This is a genomic window from Wolbachia endosymbiont of Menacanthus eurysternus (assembly GCA_029715105.1).
Taxonomy (GTDB): Bacteria; Pseudomonadota; Alphaproteobacteria; order Rickettsiales; family Anaplasmataceae; genus Wolbachia.
The window spans coordinates 99,400-117,319 of the sequence record CP085695.1 but is presented as its reverse complement, the minus strand read 5'-3'; the positions used below and the strand labels follow the sequence as shown (position 1 = coordinate 117,319).

Annotated in this window: 14 protein-coding genes and 1 tRNA gene; 6 read left to right on the top strand and 9 right to left on the bottom strand. The window is 26.9% G+C overall.

Annotation, left to right across the window (positions count from 1 at the left end):
* Positions 1 to 410: 410 nt before the first annotated feature.
* From iscX to rpsD, 3 genes are all read right to left on the bottom strand, one after another.
* Complete coding sequence (iscX, locus tag LJI21_00480) at positions 411 to 605, bottom strand: Fe-S cluster assembly protein IscX (protein ID WFW29786.1); 195 nt, start codon at positions 603 to 605, stop codon at positions 411 to 413.
* Positions 606 to 625: 20 nt separating this feature from the next.
* Positions 626 to 715 (bottom strand) — tRNA-Leu (locus LJI21_00475).
* 20 nt (positions 716 to 735) lie between these two features.
* Positions 736 to 1,350, bottom strand: coding sequence for a 30S ribosomal protein S4 (gene rpsD / locus LJI21_00470; GenBank protein WFW29785.1), 615 nt, complete (start codon positions 1,348 to 1,350; stop codon positions 736 to 738).
* A 122-nt stretch (positions 1,351 to 1,472) separates the two neighbouring features.
* On the opposite strand from rpsD, the gene tkt reads away from it, so the two are divergent.
* A complete protein-coding gene (gene tkt / locus LJI21_00465; protein WFW29994.1) occupies positions 1,473 to 3,422 on the top strand; it encodes a transketolase in 1,950 nt (649 codons plus the stop codon).
* Between the two features lie 199 nt (positions 3,423 to 3,621).
* Here tkt and LJI21_00460 read toward each other — a convergent pair whose 3' ends face one another.
* Complete coding sequence (locus LJI21_00460; GenBank protein WFW29993.1) at positions 3,622 to 4,797, bottom strand: multidrug effflux MFS transporter; 1,176 nt, start codon at positions 4,795 to 4,797, stop codon at positions 3,622 to 3,624.
* A 165-nt stretch (positions 4,798 to 4,962) separates the two neighbouring features.
* On the opposite strand from LJI21_00460, the gene ubiE reads away from it, so the two are divergent.
* Positions 4,963 to 5,667 (top strand): bifunctional demethylmenaquinone methyltransferase/2-methoxy-6-polyprenyl-1,4-benzoquinol methylase UbiE, encoded by a 705-nt coding sequence (ubiE, locus tag LJI21_00455; protein ID WFW29784.1) that lies wholly within the window; start codon positions 4,963 to 4,965, stop codon positions 5,665 to 5,667.
* Between the two features lie 1,306 nt (positions 5,668 to 6,973).
* Here ubiE and LJI21_00450 read toward each other — a convergent pair.
* The 4 genes from LJI21_00450 to ribF all read right to left on the bottom strand — a co-directional run bounded on the left by LJI21_00450 (position 6,974) and on the right by ribF (position 11,308).
* The gene (locus LJI21_00450) at positions 6,974 to 7,810 is read right to left on the bottom strand and encodes a hypothetical protein (protein WFW29992.1); all 837 of its coding nucleotides are present in this window, start codon (positions 7,808 to 7,810) and stop codon (positions 6,974 to 6,976) included.
* Positions 7,811 to 8,469: 659 nt separating this feature from the next.
* Positions 8,470 to 9,813, bottom strand: a complete 1,344-nt coding sequence (locus tag LJI21_00445; protein ID WFW29783.1) for an insulinase family protein — start codon at positions 9,811 to 9,813, stop codon at positions 8,470 to 8,472.
* A gap of 50 nt (positions 9,814 to 9,863) precedes the next feature.
* Complete coding sequence (lspA, locus tag LJI21_00440; GenBank protein WFW29782.1) at positions 9,864 to 10,334, bottom strand: signal peptidase II; 471 nt, start codon at positions 10,332 to 10,334, stop codon at positions 9,864 to 9,866.
* Positions 10,331 to 11,308 (bottom strand): riboflavin biosynthesis protein RibF, encoded by a 978-nt coding sequence (gene ribF / locus LJI21_00435; protein WFW29781.1) that lies wholly within the window; start codon positions 11,306 to 11,308, stop codon positions 10,331 to 10,333. The genes lspA and ribF overlap by 4 nt, the downstream gene beginning before the upstream one ends.
* Before the next feature lie 21 nt (positions 11,309 to 11,329).
* Between ribF and LJI21_00430 the strand changes: the two genes are divergently transcribed.
* The 4 genes from LJI21_00430 to LJI21_00415 all read left to right on the top strand — a co-directional run bounded on the left by LJI21_00430 (position 11,330) and on the right by LJI21_00415 (position 16,642).
* Positions 11,330 to 11,716: a glutaredoxin family protein gene (locus tag LJI21_00430; protein WFW29991.1), complete on the top strand. Its 387-nt coding sequence runs from the start codon at positions 11,330 to 11,332 to the stop codon at positions 11,714 to 11,716.
* A 645-nt stretch (positions 11,717 to 12,361) separates the two neighbouring features.
* Positions 12,362 to 13,147: a TerC family protein gene (locus LJI21_00425; GenBank protein ID WFW29780.1), complete on the top strand. Its 786-nt coding sequence runs from the start codon at positions 12,362 to 12,364 to the stop codon at positions 13,145 to 13,147.
* A 58-nt stretch (positions 13,148 to 13,205) separates the two neighbouring features.
* Positions 13,206 to 14,588: an amidophosphoribosyltransferase gene (gene purF / locus LJI21_00420; protein ID WFW29990.1), complete on the top strand. Its 1,383-nt coding sequence runs from the start codon at positions 13,206 to 13,208 to the stop codon at positions 14,586 to 14,588.
* Positions 14,589 to 15,364: 776 nt separating this feature from the next.
* Positions 15,365 to 16,642, top strand: coding sequence for a cbb3-type cytochrome c oxidase subunit I (locus LJI21_00415; GenBank protein WFW29779.1), 1,278 nt, complete (start codon positions 15,365 to 15,367; stop codon positions 16,640 to 16,642).
* Between the two features lie 871 nt (positions 16,643 to 17,513).
* Here LJI21_00415 and apaG read toward each other — a convergent pair.
* Positions 17,514 to 17,918 carry a Co2+/Mg2+ efflux protein ApaG gene (gene apaG / locus LJI21_00410; protein ID WFW29778.1) on the bottom strand — a complete coding sequence of 135 codons (405 nt, stop codon included), beginning with the start codon at positions 17,916 to 17,918 and terminating at the stop codon, positions 17,514 to 17,516.
* Positions 17,919 to 17,920 lie beyond the last annotated feature (2 nt).

Sequence of the window (17,920 nt, the reverse complement as noted above, 5' to 3'; positions counted from 1 at the left end):
ATAAATCTCTACATGAAACTGTTCCTTACACTATTTGTTTATTGTTTATAAAAAATTAATAATTACTATATTTGAGTTAACCTTATCATCATAATTTTAATCACAAATAACATGATAAATAAAATCTAAAGATATATTATAATACATTTACTATGAATTAAATATTTCTTATATCTATTCATAGGTAAGAAACAAACGAAAATTACCTTAAAATTTACAAAACGAAAAACAATTAATAAAAAAAGAAAAATACGCAATAAAACTTACTCAACCACTATATAAAATCTCAGATTCTATATATATAACACTCCAAATAAAAACAAAATTTTAAACGTTTTTCGTACAAAAGATTACGAAAAGTGTACTAACCCAAAACACCATGTAAATTCACATAAAAATACAGGCCGTCATTAAGATCTCTCCTCAATCCAAGCCATCTGAATAGCTTCAAGTATTTTTTCATTACAACGTTTCTCATCATCATTAAATCCTTCTAAATAAAGAACCTTCTTCTTAAGATCAGTAAATCTAATATTAACTACATCATCATACGGAAATTTTTCTTCTAGCGACTCCACAATATTTTTTATATCAAGCCACTTCATTACTTTACCTCATAAAACTCTGGTGCCCATGGGGAGATTTGAACTCCCAAGGTCTATAAAAACCCACGAATTTTAAGTCCGCTGCGTCTACCGAATTCCGCCACACGGGCCCTTTATCTACGTACATACCTCACCTAGAATAAAACTCTACTACTAAATTAATTCCCATATCCGATGAATAATGAACTTCAGAATACTGAGGCACTCTTAAAAATTTTACAGAACACTCCTTAATATTTATTTCTAAATAATCTGGAATCTTGCGCTCTTGTTTCTTGACAGCTTCTACTACCACTGGAATTTTTAACGCTCTCTCTCTTATTTTCACTATATCACCAGGCCTTACCCGATAACTTGATATATTAATAATCTTATTATTAACCATAACATGTTGGTGAGATATGAGCTGTTTTGCCGAATAAATCGTCGGTACAAGACCAGAATGATATAAAACAGAACTCAGCCTTGATTCCAAAATACCAATAAAATTATCAACTATATAACCCTTTTTATTATAAGCATCTAAAAATACACGCCTAAGTTGTTTACTTGAAATCGCATAATAAAATTTAAACTTCTTGTGCGCGGCAAACTGCTTACCAAAAGTAGACGACCTCTTAAATCCAAGAATACCATGCTGACCCGGAGGATATTTTCTCTTATTTACTGGATCCTTTGCCCTGCCCCACAAATTTACACCAAGTCTACGGCTGATTCTATATTTCCTATTTACAATAGTTGTCATAAACCTCTCATCATCTAATCCTAGTTATTTGAACTTTAATATTAAATGTCAACTAGTTTTTACAAATTTATTTTTTTATATATACTTCTCTTAAATTTTATAACTTTATAACAATGAGTGATATGAATCATCTACCACTAGAATCTATGGCAAACGCTGTCCGTTTTTTATCAGTTGATGCAATACAAAAAGCAAAATCTGGACATCTAGGTATGCCACTTGGTATGGCGGATGTCGCGACTGTTTTATTTGCTAAATACATAAATCACAATCCAGATGATCCAAAATGGTTCAATAGAGACCGTTTTATTTTATCAAACGGTCACGGTTCAATATTATTGTATTCAATATTATATCTAACAGGCTACATTAGTATAGATGAATTAAAAAATTTTAGACAACTCAGATCTAAAACTCCAGGTCATCCAGAATTTGGTTTAACTCCAGGCATAGAAGCAACAACAGGTCCACTTGGACAAGGATTTGCTATTTCAATTGGTATGGCACTTGCTGAAGCAATTCTCAAAAAAAAATTTAAAATTGATCATTATACCTATGTAATACTTGGAGATGGATGTCTTATGGAGGGAATAAGCCATGAAGCAGCATCTTTTGCTGGACATCTTAAACTAAATAAATTAATAGCCCTTTTTGATGATAATAACATTTCTATAGACGGCACTATCAACTTATCTTGTTCTGATGATATAGAAAAACGTTTTTCAGCTTATGGGTGGAATGTTAATAAAATTGACGGCCATAATTTCAATTCCATATCTCTCGCAATAAAACAAGCTCAAAAATCTGACAAGCCATCACTCATCTGTTGTAAGACAATCATAGGAAAATTTTCAAATTATGCTAATACATCTTCTGCTCATAGTACTATTCCTACTGAACAGGATATAAAAGAAATGAAAAAAAAATTAAACTGGAATTATGAATCATTTCATATACCAGAAAATGTAAAAAACGCATGGATAAAAACAATTAAAAGAGCAAAACAATACTATACACCATTAATAAATAAAGAGCTACAGAGAAGGCTTAACAAGCATTTACCAAATAACATCGAAAATAATTTAACTAATTTTAAAAAACAAATACATGAAACAATGCTTAACGAAGCTACTCGATCTTCTTTTGGTAAGATAATGGAACTTATAACTAAGTCTATGCCTGAACTAATTGGTGGATCTGCCGATCTTACTCAGTCAAATTGTACTAGATATAAGCACATGAAAATAATAAACAGTAATAATTATAGCGGTTCTTATATACACTATGGAGTGAGAGAACATGCTATGGCTGCTTGTATGAACGGTATGGCTCTTCATGGTGGAATATTTCCTTATTGTGGCACATTTTTAACATTTTCCGATTATTGTCGTCCTGCTATACGTCTCTCAGCATTAATGAAACAACAAATTATGTATATAATGACTCATGATTCAATTGGGGTAGGAGAAGATGGTCCTACTCACCAACCAATAGAACATCTAGCCTCTCTTCGAGCCATACCGAATTTATATGTTTTTAGACCTGCAGATGCAATCGAAACATTAGAATGTATTAATATCGCGTTAAAGAAAAAAAAATCACCTGTGTTATTTGCACTCTCAAAACAAAATGTAAATTATATGCGCAAATTTCATTCTAACACTTATCAATTTGATAATTTATCAAAATTTGGTGCATACATTCTATGTGAATATTTAAAAAATCTGGAAGTGACAATATTTGCAACCGGATCTGAAGTTCAAATTGCAATTGAAGCAAGAAAAAAATTACATAAAAAAGGCATAGGAACAAGAGTCATTTCCATGCCGTGCTGGGAACTTTTTGATGAACAAAATGATAAATATAAAAAAACAATATTAAATAACAATAGCATCAAAGTTGCGATTGAAGCTGGGAGCGAAATAGGCTGGCATAAATATATAGGCTTAAATGGTATATTTATTGGTATGAAAAGCTTTGGAAAATCCGCTCCTTGTAAAGAGCTCTACAGACATTTTAATATTAGTGCAAACTACGTAGTAAAACTTATATGCAAAAAATTGATCCCCTGACTAGATCTCTTATAATACATGTAAAATCTCTTATAAACTACACTTTCACATTATACGAGACTCTTTTCATTAATTGAAATAAATTTCACAAAAATAACCAACCCTTAATTACTATTCTAACTAAATAAATACTCCCTCCTTTGAGGGGGTAGGATAAAGAAGATTAAATTACGACCACCATACATACTAAACAACTCTTCTATATCTTTTTTCTTAAATCTCCTCCTCTCTCATTAATCTTGCAATATATAAAAACTGCAAATATAGAACATACTATTGTTAGTAATAAATTTGGTAAAATACCATAAGAAAAAAATTTTCCTATTATATATACTCCAATGGCTCCAAATATCATATTGAAAAATGAAAGAATTGCACTACCAAGTCCTATGCCCTCAATTGTTTCTAACGCAGAAGTTACATTATTACTTATCACAAGTGCAAGACCTATATTACTTGGAATCCAAACAGCTTGAAGAACAAGAATATTTAATTTGTCGATAAAGTAAAAATATACTAATAAACTCTCAGGTACTATTGGTAATAACAAGCCTATCATCAACATTCTATTAACACCTAGTTTTAGCACATACCTCCTATTAATAATAGTTCCTATGATATAAAATATAACTATAACTGATATTAGATAACCAAAATACTGTACTTCAACACCCATAGACTCAAATATAAAAGGATAATTAGCAATATATGCCCAAAGCCACATAAAAGTTAATCCATGAATAATTGCAAATCCAAGAAAACGATAATTCCTTAAAATTAAAATATATTGTTTTGGAATGTTAAATATTACGTCAATTATATCTATTTCACTCTTATTATTTAAGGTAAGTGTTTCTTGTAATTTAAAATAAATAAAAATAAGAATAATAATTGCTACAACTGACATAATAAAAAACAAAAATTTCCAACTATATCCATTGGAAATTACATAACTGCCTATCACTGGAGCTACTCCAGGTGAAAGCGCTACTACCATATTTAACCTTGAAATCACCCTTGAATATTCACTACCTGAATACATATCTCTTATTGCTGCATATCCAATTACACTTGCTACACCGGCTCCTATTCCTTGTATAAAACGAACAATTACTAGAATAACAATATCATCAGCTATATAACAAGCAATACTAGCTAAAGTAAAAATTATCATACCAATTAGCATAATTGGACGCCTACCGTAATAATCAGATAATGGACCATAGATCAACCCAGATACCGCAAGTCCAATTAGATTCAAACTAATCGTAAGCTGCACTATATAACCCTCTACTTCAAAATAATGAGCAATATTTGGTAATGCAACTGAATATAAATCAGTTGCCATATCAGCGGTCGCTACAGATAATATCATAATAAAAGAAATAATATTTTGTATTGCCACTTAACAGACTTACTGAGCTTAAAACTTTATTATAATATAATTTTCTTTATTAGTTATATATTAATATATATAAAAATATAAAATGCAACTATAGAAGCAATCCATTAAAATAAATAGTGTAGTACACGCATAAATATGATAAATAATAAATTACAACTAGTTATGAATATATTCAACGCTGTAGTAAATCAATATGATATCATGAATGATATAATAAGCTTAGGAATGCATAGATTATGGAAAAATGATATGGTAAACAGTCTTCATCTTATAGAAAATTCTAAAATCTTAGATATCGCAGGAGGAACAGGAGATATAGCAATAAGAATAGCTAAAAGAGAACCGAGCGCTCAAATCACAATATGTGATATAAATCAAAATATGCTAAATAAGGGTCGTGACAAATCTATAAATGCAAATCAACTTAATTTTAATTTTATATGTGCAAACGCAGAAAACTTACCACTTGAAGATTGTAAATTTAATTTTTGTACAATAGCTTTTGGTATTCGAAATATTTTAAACCGTAAAAAGGCTCTAAGTGAAGCTTACAGAGTATTAAAACCAAACGGACAATTCGTTTGTTTAGAATTTGCACCTATGCACTATCAAAACAAAATTTTTACCAAATTTTACGATATATATTCATTTAAAATAATCCCTAAAATTGGAAGTATAATTACTAAAGACAAAAATCCCTACGAATACTTGGTAAAAAGTATAAGAGAATTTCCAACTCAATCTGAATTTAAAATTGAAATCGAAGAAGTAGGATTTAAAAATGTTAAATTTCGTAATATGAGTTATGGAATAGTAGCAATACACACTGGAATAAAATAAAAAAACTAACTACCAAAACTAATAAAATCACTAACTACCTAAATTCACTCCCCATTTATTATTATGAATAAATGGGGAGTGAATATATCTTATAAAACTTTATTTCTTTCTACTCTTTTATTATTTTATTTTAACTTTTATCTAAAATAAATAAAAATTCTCCTGTTCTCAATTTAATTTAGTACAAAACCCACGATTCTACCAAAATTTCACAAATTTCTTTACTATTCTCTAATAACACCATAAAATAAATAAAAATATGAAAATCCCCTCAAACTTATTATATCTCTTGCAATATTAAACCTCTAGTACTTAAAGGTATTTAATAGAGGAAAAGCAAATCAACATTAAATGATTAGTTCATATTACATCAATTCACAACACAATTTTAACAAAATATTTAATAAATTTTAAACATTAAAATAAATATAAAATAATCTATATAAACTAAAATCTAATAACATTTCTTATCTATCTAAAAATTTAGAATACACTTTTTCTTTTCAAATTTATTCTTCTAATTAAAATTAGCTTTTTTTAGAAAAAATCCATTTAATCACTAATTAGATAACTTTTAAAGTAAAACTATTAACATTTATTTTTAATAAAAATCATTTTTAATTCTTTATAATATAAAACTTTTAAAAATTCTTATAAAGAGTTAACCTCTCTTTTCTAATTAATTTAAATTAATAACCTCCTAAACTTAAAATCTCGAAAAATAAAGAAACTTTGATCTAACATAAATTTGATTTCAATTCATCTAATCTATAGGAAGATATAACTCTAAAACACTACATCTCAATATAAATATCAAAGTTAATTTTTATTAAAATCAAAAATAATTGTTCTATAAAATATGAGCTAAACACACTTAAAATAATTAATAAAGTATAAAACAAATAATTATTTAATTATTACTCCCGTAATATTTTTATTCTTTTAAAAGAAAACTTATATAAAGTCCTATAAAGTAGGAAAAATTTTTTTATTTCAAAAATTATAAATAATCTAATTGTTAATACATATCTTTAATACTAAAATAAAATCACTATCTACTTTTTAGTAACAAGAAATCTAAATTTTACAAAATAAAAGAAACTAATAGATAAATTCTATAGCAAAATAACAAGAAAGCCCAATTTCTTTTTAAGACTTAGTATAAAATTAAAACTACTAAAATCTCATCAAAATGAAATTTCTACTGATTAAAATTCAAACCCACATTAACTTCTCAAACTAAAATATAATCAAGTCAAAATCGACTTTAATCACATAATTATAATAAAATATATCAAATTATATCTCAACTCGCTAACATGTTAACCCTACAAGATGAACAAACTACCTTACCACGTGAAACTGATTTCAACTCATCAATTTTTAAAATTTGACTTGAACAAAATATACATTTTATCCTCCTGCTAGGAACAAGAAAATTATCAACAGCAATTCTATTATCAAAAACAAAACATTCACCCTCCCAATTGTTATTTTTGTTACAAGTCTTCTCAAAATAAGAAAGTATACCACCTCTGAGTTGATATACATTATTAAATCCTAAACTCCTCATATATGCTGTAGATTTTTCACATCTTATCCCACCAGTACAATACATAGCCAACTTCATATCCTTATTCTTAGTAAAAAATTCTACCCATCTAGGAAACTCACGAAAATATTGAATATGCGGATTAATCGCATTTTTAAACTTACCTAGTTTTACTTCATATTCATTTCTAACATCTATAACTAAAACGTTAGGTTGAAGAATAAAATCATCCCAATGCTCTGGATCAATATACTCACCCCTAAGAGAGATATTTAAATTACCTATGCCAAAATTTACAATTTCTCTTTTTAACTTAACTTTCATTTTATTAAATGGTTGATGCTCCGCTATACTTTCTTTCCATATAGGTAACTCTAATCCACATTCAAAACGCAAAAAATCGAATACTTCATTAATTATATCTCTTTTACCTGATATAGTTGCATTAATACCCTCTTTTGCAAGGAGAATAGTACCTCTTAATCCAAAATTATCAGACATAACTTTCATCTTATCTCTTATTTTCACAAAAACATCATAAAACTTTAAAAGTTCTACAAAATGATAAAAAGTTGCAACAACAAAATTCATACCACTGAAATCATAAACCATTTATATAAAAGTATATCACTTTAACTCCCAACATATCTTCAACTTTTATAATAGGAGACATATACTTATAAATAAACCTTTAACAAAGGCTGTTCCTCACTAATAGTAATCCCTTATTTAAGGGATAAATCATAAATTAATTAACTACATTTTATATAGTGTAAAATCCTCCTTAATATCTCAAACTAATATTTTAGAATACATTTCTCCAAACAATGAAACTTTACTAAGTAATTTTACTTTTTCAAAACGTCCCATTCATTTACACTGAAAATATTTAAGATAATAATGAAGCCTTCATCTAGACTCTATAAATGAAAAATATCTAGAAAACTTATAGACATCCTCTCATCAACGATAAAATCTAAACTAATCCTCTCTTTAACTACTACAGTGAAAACACACCTTCGTACCTATTCATTCTTCTAAAAAAAACTTCATAAATGAACAACTAAGCCGGTTACTCTTCGCCCTCTATATACAATAATAACCAATATCTTTAAATGATGACTAAAAAACCTTTAATGAATACAACTTTTTAATAACAAAACCTTAACATTTTCTATAAAACCTTCTTTTTCTACATACCCTAATACCTGTTCATAATTAAATTAACAAAAACTACAATACAAATTTACCTATTCTCCATACTCTCTTTTAGAGAGTAATCGACCAACTAATTTAGTAGTAGAAAAAACAACACGAATTTTATTATTTACTTCTTTTAAATCAATAAAATCAATTTTGCTACATAAAATATCTATTTCATCAAGCTGCATACCAAGTGCCAAACGTGGTATATAAAACATTGCTATACTTGTTAAATCAGACAACTTACCAAGTTGTACTTCTTTATATCTAGATTTTGCATTTTGTAGCTCATTATCTGTCACTCCTCTTAAAAGAAAATTACTAATAACACCATCTAACTCTCTTTCAATAACACTTAATTCTACCCCAATTTTTGGAATTACCTCAATATCAACGTAACCATCACTAAAAGTTAAATTATTATAATAAGCAAATACTGATGCTGCAATATTTTTATCTAAAATCAAACTCTTATATAATCTACTAAATTTACCAACTCCCAATACCTCAACTGCTAAATTAACAGCATAAATTTCATCTATATTCTTAAATAAAGGAACACGATAACGAAAATATAAAACTGGTTCCTTCACTTTAGAACTCTCTAAAGTTAATAATAAACTCGCATTATATGCTAAATCATGATTTGGATAATACCTAATTTTAGGTGGTGTAAATTTAATTTTCCCATATTTTTCTGATGCTAACTTTGCTATCTCGTTAAAATCAACATCACCAATAACTAGCAATATTGAATTTCCTGGATTATAATAATCATTATAAAACTTTATTATATCATCAATATTATAAGTTTTAATGTCATCCTCCCAACCAATAATAGGTCTACCATAACCAGCACGATAAAATACACTATTCATTTCTTCTAACAATAAATTATTGGGATTATTATCAATCATCATCCTTCTCTCTTCTAATATTATACTTTTCTCTTTATCTATTTTGCCTTGATAAACATTCAAACTTTTCATTCTATCCGCTTCAATTTCCATTACTAATGGTAAATCCTCTTTTGATACTAACTCGTAATAACAAGTATATTCTCTAGTAGTAAATGCATTAAATCTTGCTCCAATATTATTCATAATGGATTCTATATTTTTAAATTTCTCTGAAATTTCAAATACTAAGCGCTCAAGATAATGAGCTAATCCTGTTTTACCTATCGGGTCATCCATTCCACCAACTCTATATATCATAGCATGAAAAACAGCTGATACTTGATTACTGTAAGGTACAACATAAACATCCAACCCATTGCCAAGTTTAGTATACTTAACACCGTACCTTACATTATGTGCAATTCCTAAAAAATTAGGGTGAAAAAATAGTAAAAACAACACAAAAAATCTGAAAAATTTACAAAGTGCCATTTCTTCTGCTAATCAACTCATAAGTTCAAAAAAATTTTTTACTCATTATTTTATCTAGAATTAAGAATAAATCTATCATAGATATACCATCTACATAATAACACAAACATCCCACAAACTATATACACATCCGCTAAATTAAAAGTTGGCCAATACCAGCTACCAATATAAAAACATATAAAATCATATACAGCACCCCAATAAATTCTATCAATTATATTACCGATTGCCCCACCAAGCATTAAGGAAAAACCAAAACAAGTCAATTTGTCACTTGATTTATATATCAAATATATAAGTATACTAATTACTAACATTGAAAGTGTTGAAAACAAAATATCACCGTGTGGTAAGGTACTAAACATTCCAAAACTAACCCCAGTATTCCATACTCCAATTAACTTTATAAACCTAACAACTTCAATTGACTCTCTTCCGTTAATCAATGAACCTATGTACAATTTACTCATCTGATCAGTCAATACTATAATTAGTATAATAATTAAACATAATTTTTTCATAAATTTGTCCTTAACTGATAAGCTTTAATTACATCACAGTTAATTTGCTTCGTTAATTCATCAATACTATGAAATCTTTTTTCCGATCTAATAAACTTTAAAAGTTGTACATCAGCTTTATAGCCGTATACGTCTTCACTAAAATCAAATATATGCATTTCTACTATAGGTTTTTTCAAATCTTTAAGTGTAGGTCTAATGCCAATGTTAGCTACTCCATCATACAAGCAATTTAAATTAATATCAAAAAATGCTGCTTTAGCATAATAAGTACCAAACTTAGGTTTTATCATATAATCTTCTATCGGAATATTTATAGTCGGAAATCCTATCTCTCTACCCCTACATGCACCCTTTGTCACAATACCAGAAACCTGATAAGGCTTACCAAGTAATTTATTAGCAATCTCCGTTTTACCTTCTTGTAAATATTTTCTAATTAAAGAAGAAGAACAAATTTTTCCTTCAATTATTAACGGTTCCAACTCAGTTAAAGAATATCCAGTTTTACAATATTCCCTTAGAGTCAAAACATTACCAAAACGGTTATAACCAAAAGTACAACTTTTCCCAACAACTATATGTTTAGTATTACATCTATCTATTAAAATCTTAGTAATAAAATCACTACAGTTAATCTTAGAAAAACTCTCATTAAAATCAATAATATATAAATAATCTACTCCACAACTACTAATCAACTCTCTTTTTTGTTTTTGATTTATCAATTTAAAATTATTTTTACCGAATAAAACTAATGGATGAGGTTCAAAAGTTAAAATTACAGAAGGTAACTTCCTTTTTACAGCTATACTCTTAACAGTAGAAATTATAAGTTCATGTCCTAAGTGTAAACCGTCAAAATTTCCAAAAGTTAATACTACACCACTATTTATTTTATATTTGTGATCAAAATGATCATAAATAATTTTCATACAATTGATATCTTTATATGTTTTATATATAATAGCCATATTTTAAAGTTACAGAGGTAAATTGTGAAAAGTACTAAAGAAAAAATTGTAATATATGTAAAGCAACACTGTCCGTTTTGCAAAAAGGCAAAAGAATTACTAGATAAAAGAGATACAAAATACGAAGAAATCGATATACTCGAAAAACCAGATTTATTTGATGAAATCAAATTAAAATACAATGTTAAAACAGTCCCGCAAATTTTTATTGTCGATGATAATGGTGATTATATATATCATATTGGAGGATGTGATAAACTAATAGATCTTGAAAGGGAAGGAAAGTTGGATATTATATTAGACGCTATGCTAGACAGTAATTATGACAAAACTGATGTAACAACAACTTATCAAAACGATAGTAATGAATACGAAGAACATATGATGTCACATGATGACTTTATGTAGCTCTCCCATTTTCTTCTTTTAAATATATCTTCTTGTTTTATGTATTATGAATTTCGAATCCTCACAATTCGAAATTTGTAATGATTAAATCAGATGCTCGATAATGAATTTTTAAAAACTTATCAGATCAAAACATGTTGTACTTTTCATTTATAATTTTGTAATAGTTTTTATAACTATAAAAACTTTTTACAAAGAGAAAGCATTTACATTATCAAAATTCCGTGTTGAATTATACAAATAGTCTCGTGATTCACATCTAAACAGAGTGATAAGTAATCTTCTCTAAGGGAGAATAAGGTTTAAAATTACTTTAAATTAAATCTAATACAGCTGAGTATTTTATATCACATAGAAAAAATAAAACCTTTAAAGTTGTTTTAATAGCTAATCTTTTAAAAAACAAAACTTTGAGTATATAAGGGGTGCTACTTTCATTATTAAAATAATATAAAAGCTCTGCTAAAATTAAAACTAACACCATTTAAAATGGTAAATAGAAAAACTATACCCTTATTAATTGAAATGTTTACTTAATGATATATATATAAAACCCTTTACCTGATTCAAAATTATTACTAAAATCCCACTTGTTTTCGTATATATAATTAAAAACCAAAACAAAAAAACTAAAATACATAAAATATGTTAACTGAAATTTGGACTTTACTAACACTCATATTATTTGAAATTATATTTAATATAGACAATCTAATCTTTATCTCTTTATTAATAAATAATGCACCAATCACAATTAAAAAAAAATTGTACTTTATAAGTATAGGACTAATGTTGTTAACACGCTTCATAGTGATATTGATGATATCATATATATTAACATCAATACAAAAACCTATACTCCATATCACACTACTTGATATCTCAACAAAAGACTTATTTATGATAGTAGGAGGATTATTTCTCATTATCAAAAGTTCTATAGAATTACAAAACAACATTATTTTATATAGACAAATAGAAAAAAAAATAGATATCAAACTACAATTATTCTCAATTATATCGCAAATATTATTAATAGACTCAATTTTTTCTATTGATTCTTTATTAACAGCTATAATACTAACTCATAATATTATAATAATCACCATAGCATACACATTTTCTATATTAATAATGATATTTCTATTAAACTATATTACTAAATTAATTGAATCTAACTCCGAATTAAAAATGATTATAATCATATTTATTTTATTTATTGGTGTATATTCAACTCTTGAAGGATTTCATATAGAAATACAAAAGAAATATTTACTATTAATATTTTTAATATTTTTTACAAGAAATATTAAAATAAAAAACTTAAACTTGCATAATAAGATAATTTATTTTGTTAAGACTATAGCTTTAAAGTTAAAAATTAATAAAAACATAAAACTTCTAGACATAATCTCTTTCTTATTAAATTAAAATACTTGTACTTTGTTCATATGCTAAAGTAAAATTAGAACTTTGCTGAATGATTTTTATGCTTGATGAAGTGCGCGAAGAATGCGGGATATTTGGTATAAGCTACAATAAAAACGCTGTTTTCGATTCAATATTAGGCCTCCATGCTTTACAGCATAGAGGTCAAGAATCTTTTGGTATTGTAACAAGCCACAACAATAAATTATATTCTTATTACTTTAAGGGTCAGGTGAATGATACATTTGACAATATAGATTCAATAAAAAAATCTTTGCCAGGAAATCATGCAATAGGTCATGTCCGATACTCAACAAGCGGTAATAAAGTCGGAACGCAGCCTATGCTTGGTAAGGGTAAAAAGTTTTGGGACTTTGCTATAGCCCATAATGGCAATTTAATCAATATTCCTCAAATACGTGAACAACTAATCAAACAAGGATGTATTTTTCAATCAGATATTGATACAGAAGTAGTAGTGCGCTTAATGGAAACTACTATAAAAGATCATTTTATAGAAAGTTTTATATATTCACTAAAGCAAATACAAGGCGCTTACTCTTTTGTTGCAATTAATCAAGAAATGGTTATCGGAGTCCGAGACCCCGCTGGAATCAGACCACTTGTTTTAGGACAATTAAATAATTCTTATGTACTTGCATCTGAAACTTGCGCTTTTGATATTCTTAATACCAAATTTATTAGAGAAATAAAACCAGGTGAGCTAATCATTATTGATCGTAGTGGTCATTTAACTTCTGCATTTCCATTTACGCAACAAAAATCTAGCTTTTGTATTTTTGAATATATCTATTTTTCAAGACCAGATAGTATAATGGAAGGTAAATCTATATATAACATGAGAAAAGAAATAGGAAAAATTCTCGCAGAAGAAAGTCCGCCAAAAAATAATATAGATATGATTGTACCAATACCAGATTCCGGAATACCTACAGCTATTGGATATGCAAAACATTCAGGATTGCCAATGGAACTAGGAATAATTCGTAATCATTACATAGGAAGAACTTTTATACAACCAATTAATGAAATACGTAAAATAAAAATAAGATTAAAATTTAACGCTAATAAACATATTTTAAATAAAAAAAACATTATTTTAATAGATGACAGTATAGTACGCGGTAACACACTCAGAAGTATAATAACTATGTTAAAAGATGCAGAAGTAAAAGAAATCCACTTAAAAATTTCAAGTCCACCAATTAAATATTCTTGTTTTTATGGAATCGATACACCAGAATGCAAAGATTTAATTTCTGCAAATCAATCAATAAGAGAGATAGAAATAAATATGGGAATAAACAGTTTATCCTTTCTAAGTATTAACGGATTATATCAAGCTATTAAAAAAGAAAAACGAAACAATATAACACCACAATATTGTGATGCTTGCTTTACTGGTGACTATCCAATCAGTTAACAAAACTATATTGCTTTATATAAAGCCGCCCCCTCACATTTTAATAATTTTACAACTGCGAGCATTAAATTTTCTGTAATTAATTTACAATTAATAAAAAGTCCTATTTATGAAGTAAAATGCTTTCCTAAAAAAAAAGAAAATCAATTTACAACTTTAATATTCATTAACTGATAAAATCACAGTCTAACATTCTAAAGATTTTATTATTTTAATAAAAAAAATTTATAATTATTTATATCTCTGTATCCTAATAATATTATTTATCAAATTTTTACTAAAATATATTTTCATAATATGAAATGTAAGTTTTTCTATCAAATTTTTACTTTTATTAATTTTCTTAAATTAAATTTCCTAATCTTTACTTCTTATAGAATAACAGACAACCATTTAATTATACCTAATATTTTCTCGAAATACCGCAACAAAATTATGAATCTAATTCACCGCTAATATATTATTATTATTATAAAGATTACTCATACTAAATTAATAAACATTCATAATTCATAAATCGACTGTAATTTACACAATACCTGTTGACAACAAAATAAATATTTAATTTAGCAATATCCAGCTAAATACTAAATCAATTTTAGTGAAATCAGATGTTAATTATTCACAACAACCCATATAAATGAGCTCTTTTCTTATAACAATAAACAAATCTTGTTGCTATATTGTTGCCACTATTCACATATAAATGTACAATTCTACATGAAAATTAACTAAAGTAAATTATTTATAATTTTTATAAAAAGTAGGGGTAACTTTTGTTAAAAACAAATAATGTTGTAATCTGCAGACAATGGATATATTTGGCAACATGCGCTATTGCTTGTTCTGGGTTGCTATCAATAATCGTTATTTTTCTGCGACTACCATTTATATCATCTCTTATTCTTTCTTCTCAGAATATTTTTGATAATGCACTAGTAATACATGTAAATTTATCAATTTTAGTATGGATGTGCTCCGTAATATCTTTACTTTTTATCATAAATCTACAAAACACCAATAACTGGTTTAATTTTTTATTAATTCTCTCAATTTTTTCTGCATTTCTAATATTTGTATCTGCATTTTTCTCAGATACCGAAATAATAAAGAGCAACTATATACCTATATCACAAAACAAATTATTTTTATTTGGACTAGGCTTATTTATTATTAGTACATTCATAAATATAATTCTCAGCTATATTTCAAATAAACATGTTTCTTATTTCTCTATTGGACAAACTGGACTTATCATTACATTTATATCATCATTGCTTTGTTTTATTCTAGCCTATAGAAATATGCCTCCTGATTTATATTATTCAAATAAAAATTCATTTTATGAATACCTTTTTTGGGGGGGAGGGCATTTACTGCAATTCGTTTTTGTTCAAGGGATGTTTCTAGTCTATCTAATAATATTAGATTCAAATATCAATTTGGTTTTAAATAAAAAAACTGTTATTTTACTACTGTTTACTAATGTAATCTTATCTATAACCGGACCACTCATATACCTTATCTATCCAATAGATAGCATTAAACTGATGGAATTTTTTGTTTGGCATATGAAAATTGCTGGAGCAATTTTCATATGCATACTAATAATATTAGTATGCTTTAACATAAAAACCATTCTTAGTAAAGAAAACTATTTATTACATTCATTTATACTATTTACTTACGGTTGTATACTAGGAACACTAACTATTGAGGGAAATATTATTATTCCTGCGCATTACCACGGTTGTATAGTTGGTATTACTATAGCCTTCATGAATTTTATTTACTGGCTTCTACCAAAATTAGGCTGTAAAACAATACAAAATTCTGTAATAAAATTACAGATATATTTGTATAGCCTAGGACATTTTCTTCATATTACTAGTCTTGCCTGGTTAGGTGGATACGGAACTTTAAGGAAAGTTGCGGCTTTACCAAACATTTCGTCAATATTGTCACGTATTTGCTTTATCATTGGTGGAACCACATCGCTCATTGGTGGAATGCTTTTTGTAATAATTGTACTTTCATCACTGCTTAGAAGATAAATACATATTTATATAATACACAAAATAAAATTTTTAATAAATTTGATCTTTAAATTAAAAAATTAGAACCCCTAATTTAAACTTCAATGATAAATATTACAAGGGCACAAATATTTAATACTTTTATTAATAATAAATTTCTACACTTGGGGTGTAATACATAACACAACATATACAACCTAAAATAAATAATAAAACTTAAAAATAGAAAAATTATCCAAAAATTAAAAAAAGACTTAAAAATATATAATAAAATAATAAATTTAAAAGAAATCTAATCAAAAACTTATTTCAATATTAATTTTCTTAAAGCTACAAATAATAAAATAAAATGAAAGCTCAAATAAAAACTAAACAAATAACACTTTATCTTATTCTATTATTATTATAATTAAGGAATTTCCCAATTAATCACAAGGAAGAAGAGATATAAAATAAGATTAAATTAAATAAAATTAAAAATTAAAATTTTCAAAACCGGTTTATATGTCTCCATATAATAAATAATAACCAATAACTAAATTAATCTATAAAAATTAAAATCCAAAAAGTCTTAATTTTACTACAATCAACAAAACCTAATACGTAAACCGTAAAATATAAATAATTTTCACTATAAAATTTTCAACGACTTTAAAGTTATATATATAATTACCATATGAAGATCATGAAATTTAAATGATATAACACACAAATTCCTATGTAAAACCCCACCACTCCACAAAATACAATATCACACAACAACCTTTCTAACTAATTTATCAAAATCATATCACTTTATCGTATCAAAAACCCCTTAACCTTTTTACTTTTTATTTACTTTTGTTGCCTAAGCCTCTATATACCTAATATGCAACAAAACTAAATAAATTTAGTGTGGTCTAGAATTTATATACGGACTATCCAGAGAAAAAGGCGGTATCATAACCTCAAAAACTTTTGCACTCTTTTCATTTAAAAACTCATATCTACCCTGCATTATTCCAGAAGGTGCGTTTAGATATGTCCCACTTGTATATCTAAACACCTCTCCTGGTTTTATCACGGGCTGTTCTCCAATAACGCCAGCACCTGCAATTTCATTTACTTTTCCTTTATAATCTATTATTTGCCAGTAACGACTTAATAATTGAATAGTTGATGAGCTTTTATTTCTTATTTTAATATTATACATCCACACATAGCATTCTTCATAAGGAATAGATTGCTCTTCGATATAAACCGGCAAAACTGTAACCTCAACAGAATTAGTAGTAAGCGTATATTCCAAAGCCATAT

What these genes read in the sequence shown, in the direction of transcription:
- LJI21_00450 (WFW29992.1), bottom strand. Translation starts at nt 7,810, where the DNA reads ATGAATTTTGTTGTTGCAACTTTTTATCATTTTGTAGAACTTTTAAAG.
- purF (WFW29990.1), top strand. Translation starts at nt 13,206, where the DNA reads ATGCTTGATGAAGTGCGCGAAGAATGCGGGATATTTGGTATAAGCTAC.
- LJI21_00425 (WFW29780.1), top strand. Translation starts at nt 12,362, where the DNA reads ATGTTAACTGAAATTTGGACTTTACTAACACTCATATTATTTGAAATT.
- apaG (WFW29778.1), bottom strand. Translation starts at nt 17,918, where the DNA reads ATGGCTTTGGAATATACGCTTACTACTAATTCTGTTGAGGTTACAGTT.
- ribF (WFW29781.1), bottom strand. Translation starts at nt 11,308, where the DNA reads ATGGCTATTATATATAAAACATATAAAGATATCAATTGTATGAAAATT.
- iscX (WFW29786.1), bottom strand. Translation starts at nt 605, where the DNA reads ATGAAGTGGCTTGATATAAAAAATATTGTGGAGTCGCTAGAAGAAAAA.
- lspA (WFW29782.1), bottom strand. Translation starts at nt 10,334, where the DNA reads ATGAAAAAATTATGTTTAATTATTATACTAATTATAGTATTGACTGAT.
- LJI21_00460 (WFW29993.1), bottom strand. Translation starts at nt 4,797, where the DNA reads ATGATATTATCTGTAGCGACCGCTGATATGGCAACTGATTTATATTCA.
- ubiE (WFW29784.1), top strand. Translation starts at nt 4,963, where the DNA reads ATGATAAATAATAAATTACAACTAGTTATGAATATATTCAACGCTGTA.
- tkt (WFW29994.1), top strand. Translation starts at nt 1,473, where the DNA reads ATGAATCATCTACCACTAGAATCTATGGCAAACGCTGTCCGTTTTTTA.
- LJI21_00445 (WFW29783.1), bottom strand. Translation starts at nt 9,813, where the DNA reads ATGGCACTTTGTAAATTTTTCAGATTTTTTGTGTTGTTTTTACTATTT.
- rpsD (WFW29785.1), bottom strand. Translation starts at nt 1,350, where the DNA reads ATGACAACTATTGTAAATAGGAAATATAGAATCAGCCGTAGACTTGGT.